The organism is Cupriavidus sp. 05L411 (genome assembly GCF_056398045.1).
The window spans coordinates 1-2,682 of sequence record NZ_JBFTOQ010000107.1 but is presented as its reverse complement, the minus strand read 5'-3'; the positions used below and the strand labels follow the sequence as shown (position 1 = coordinate 2,682).

General features: G+C 69.5%; 1 protein-coding gene. It reads left to right on the top strand.

Annotated features, from left to right (window positions below):
- Window positions 1–2,682: ImcF-related family protein (locus tag AC1DQR_RS40055; protein ID WP_477135114.1), on the top strand; the 2,682-nt coding region annotated here is incomplete at both ends.

The following is a 2,682-nucleotide window of genomic DNA, read 5'->3' as shown; positions in this document are numbered from 1 at the left end:
ATCTGCAGGCGCAGCGCCGTGGCGCCCATCCCGATGGAATGCGCCTGGCGCGCATCGCCGAATTGCTGCGCTGGTCCGCCCCGGTCTACCTGCTCGATGTGGCGGAGGCGAGAACGATGGGCCACGGTGTCATGCCGGTCATCAGTTGCGAACTGCCGCGCCAGGCGGATGCGGACGCCATCGATGGCGCGCTGCGCACGCTGCGCGACCAGCTGGCGCAGCGCGTGGTCGCGCAGCTGATGGCGGGCAACCGCGACCGCTATATGGGAGAGCTTTCCCAGCGGCTCGACACCCGCGGCAAAGCGCTCGCCGACTGGATYGCCGGATTGGGGGGGCGGCAGCGCCGGCGCATCCCCGTGGAGGGTATCGTCTTTGCGCCGTATCCCCGGCCTGTCGCCGGCGATGCTAGCGTGCAGAGCAGCATCGACCTGCCACTCTGGCATTACCTGGGCGARGCSGCCCGCCGCCAKCCGGGACRGCGCGTTGGCTGGCACCCGGTCACGGTGTCTGCCATCGTGGGCCTGACGGCCATCGGCYTGTGGAGCGCGGGCATGCTGGTGTCCGGCGTGCTGAACGGGCGGGACATCCACGCCGCCCGGCAATCCGTGAACGACTTTCAGACGGCCCCCAACCCGGCGGCCCGCCTGCGCGCGCTCCTCGCCTTGCAGCAGCAGATCGAGCGCTACGAGTACCGTACCCAGCATCACGCGCCGCTTGCGACCCGCTTTGGCCTGAATCGCGATCCGGCGATCCTTGCCGCGCTGTGGAAGCCCTACGCGCAGGCCAGCCGCGAGTTGCTCGTCACGCCTGTGCAGCGGGATCTGGAGGCGTCGCTGGTGGATCTCGTGCAACTGCGCACCACGGTGCTGGATGCGGCAACCAACCGGGTGGCACTGAGCGGCCACCAGGCGCTCAAGACCTATCTGATGCTGGCCAACCCCGAACGCGCCGAGCCGGCTTTCCTGGCACCGCAACTGGTGCAGCACTGGTCGACCGATGCCCGGATGACCCCGGGCGAGCGGCAGGACCTTGCCGAGCGCTTGCTCACCTTCTATGCGSAGCACCTGAAGGCCAACCCCGCGTGGCGCATCGAGCYGCGGCCCGAACTGGTCGCCGGGGCCCGCCAGACGCTGCTGGCCGTGATCGGSGAGCGCAATGCCGAGGACACCGTCTATCGGGGCGTGATCCAGGCCTTTGGCGAGCACGCTGGCAGCAAGTATCCGGACCAGACCCTGGCGGCGCTGACCGCCGGCACCGATCCCCGGGGGCTGGTGCGCGCCACCGGCATCGTGCCGGGGGTCTTCACCCGCCAGGCCTATGAGGGCTATGTCGCCCCCGCGATCGAGCAGGCCGCCAAGCGCACGGAGATCGCCAATGACTGGGTGCTGACCGATGGCAAGCCGCAGCAGCAGACGCAAGTGACGGCAGGCCGTTCGGCCGAAGCACTACAGGCGGCGCTGACCGAGCAGTACTTCGCCGATTACGCGGAGCATTGGCAGGGCTTCATGAACAGCCTGCAATGGGAGGCCGCGCTGACCCTGCCGGCCGCGATCGGGCAGCTCAAGCTGATGGCCGATGCGCGCCAGTCGCCGGTGATCGCGCTGATGAAGTCGCTCGAGTACCAGGGTGGCGCTGGTGCYCGCAAGGATTCGCTGTCCGATACGCTGGTGGCCAAGACGCAGGACCTGCTGGGCAAGAAGGCGGCGGGGCCCGAGGTGGCGAAGCCGGACACGGCGGGGCCGCTGGGCGCGGCCTTTGGCCCGGTGTTGCGGCTGGTGGCGCAGGGCCAGCTTGGTAGTGCCAACGCTGGCACCAGCGGTGACTTGAGCCTGCAACGGTTCCTCGACCGCGCGACGGCACTGCGCTTGCGCCTGCAGCAGGTCGGCAACAGCGCCGATGCCGATGCGCAGGCCCGCCAGATGGCGCAGGCGCTGTTCCAGGGCAAGGGCTCGGAACTGGCCGATACCCAGRCCTATGCCCAGTTGATGGCGGCGAGCCTYGGCAGCCRGTGGGCGGGCATGGGCGAGACGCTGTTTGTGCGGCCCATCGCGCAGGCCACGCAGACGGTGCTGCAACCGGCGCAGGCAAGCCTGAACGACGCGTGGCGGCARAGCATCGCGATGACGTGGAGCCGCTCGTTCGCCGGACGCTATCCGTTTGCGGACACCGCCAACGATGCCTCGCTGGCCGAGCTGGCGCGCTTCCTGCGCCCGCARAGCGGCTTGATCGGGKCCTTCCTCGGCACGCAGCTGGCGGGCGTGCTCGAGCTGCAGGGCGATCAGTGGCTGCCGGCAGCCACTGGTGGGCAGGCGCAGTCCTTCGATCCGGCCTTCCTCAACGCGATCAATACCTTGCAGCGCATGGCGGCGCACCTGCTGGCGCAGGGCGAGCCGCAGTACCGCTTCGAGTTCAAGCCGATCCCCACCCCGGGCCTGACCGACACGCTGCTGACGCTCGATGGGCAGACGCTGCACTACTACAACCAGCGCGAGACGTGGCAGGCGATGAGCTGGCCGGGCAAGAACCTGCAGGACCCGGGCACCCGGCTGCAATGGCAGACCGAGCGCGCCGGCACCAGCAAGAGCTACGAGTTCGGCGGCCGCTGGGGCCTGGTGCGGATGCTGGAGCGCGCGCACGTCGAGCCGGTGGATAGCGCGAACTACCAGTTGACGTGGCAGGCGA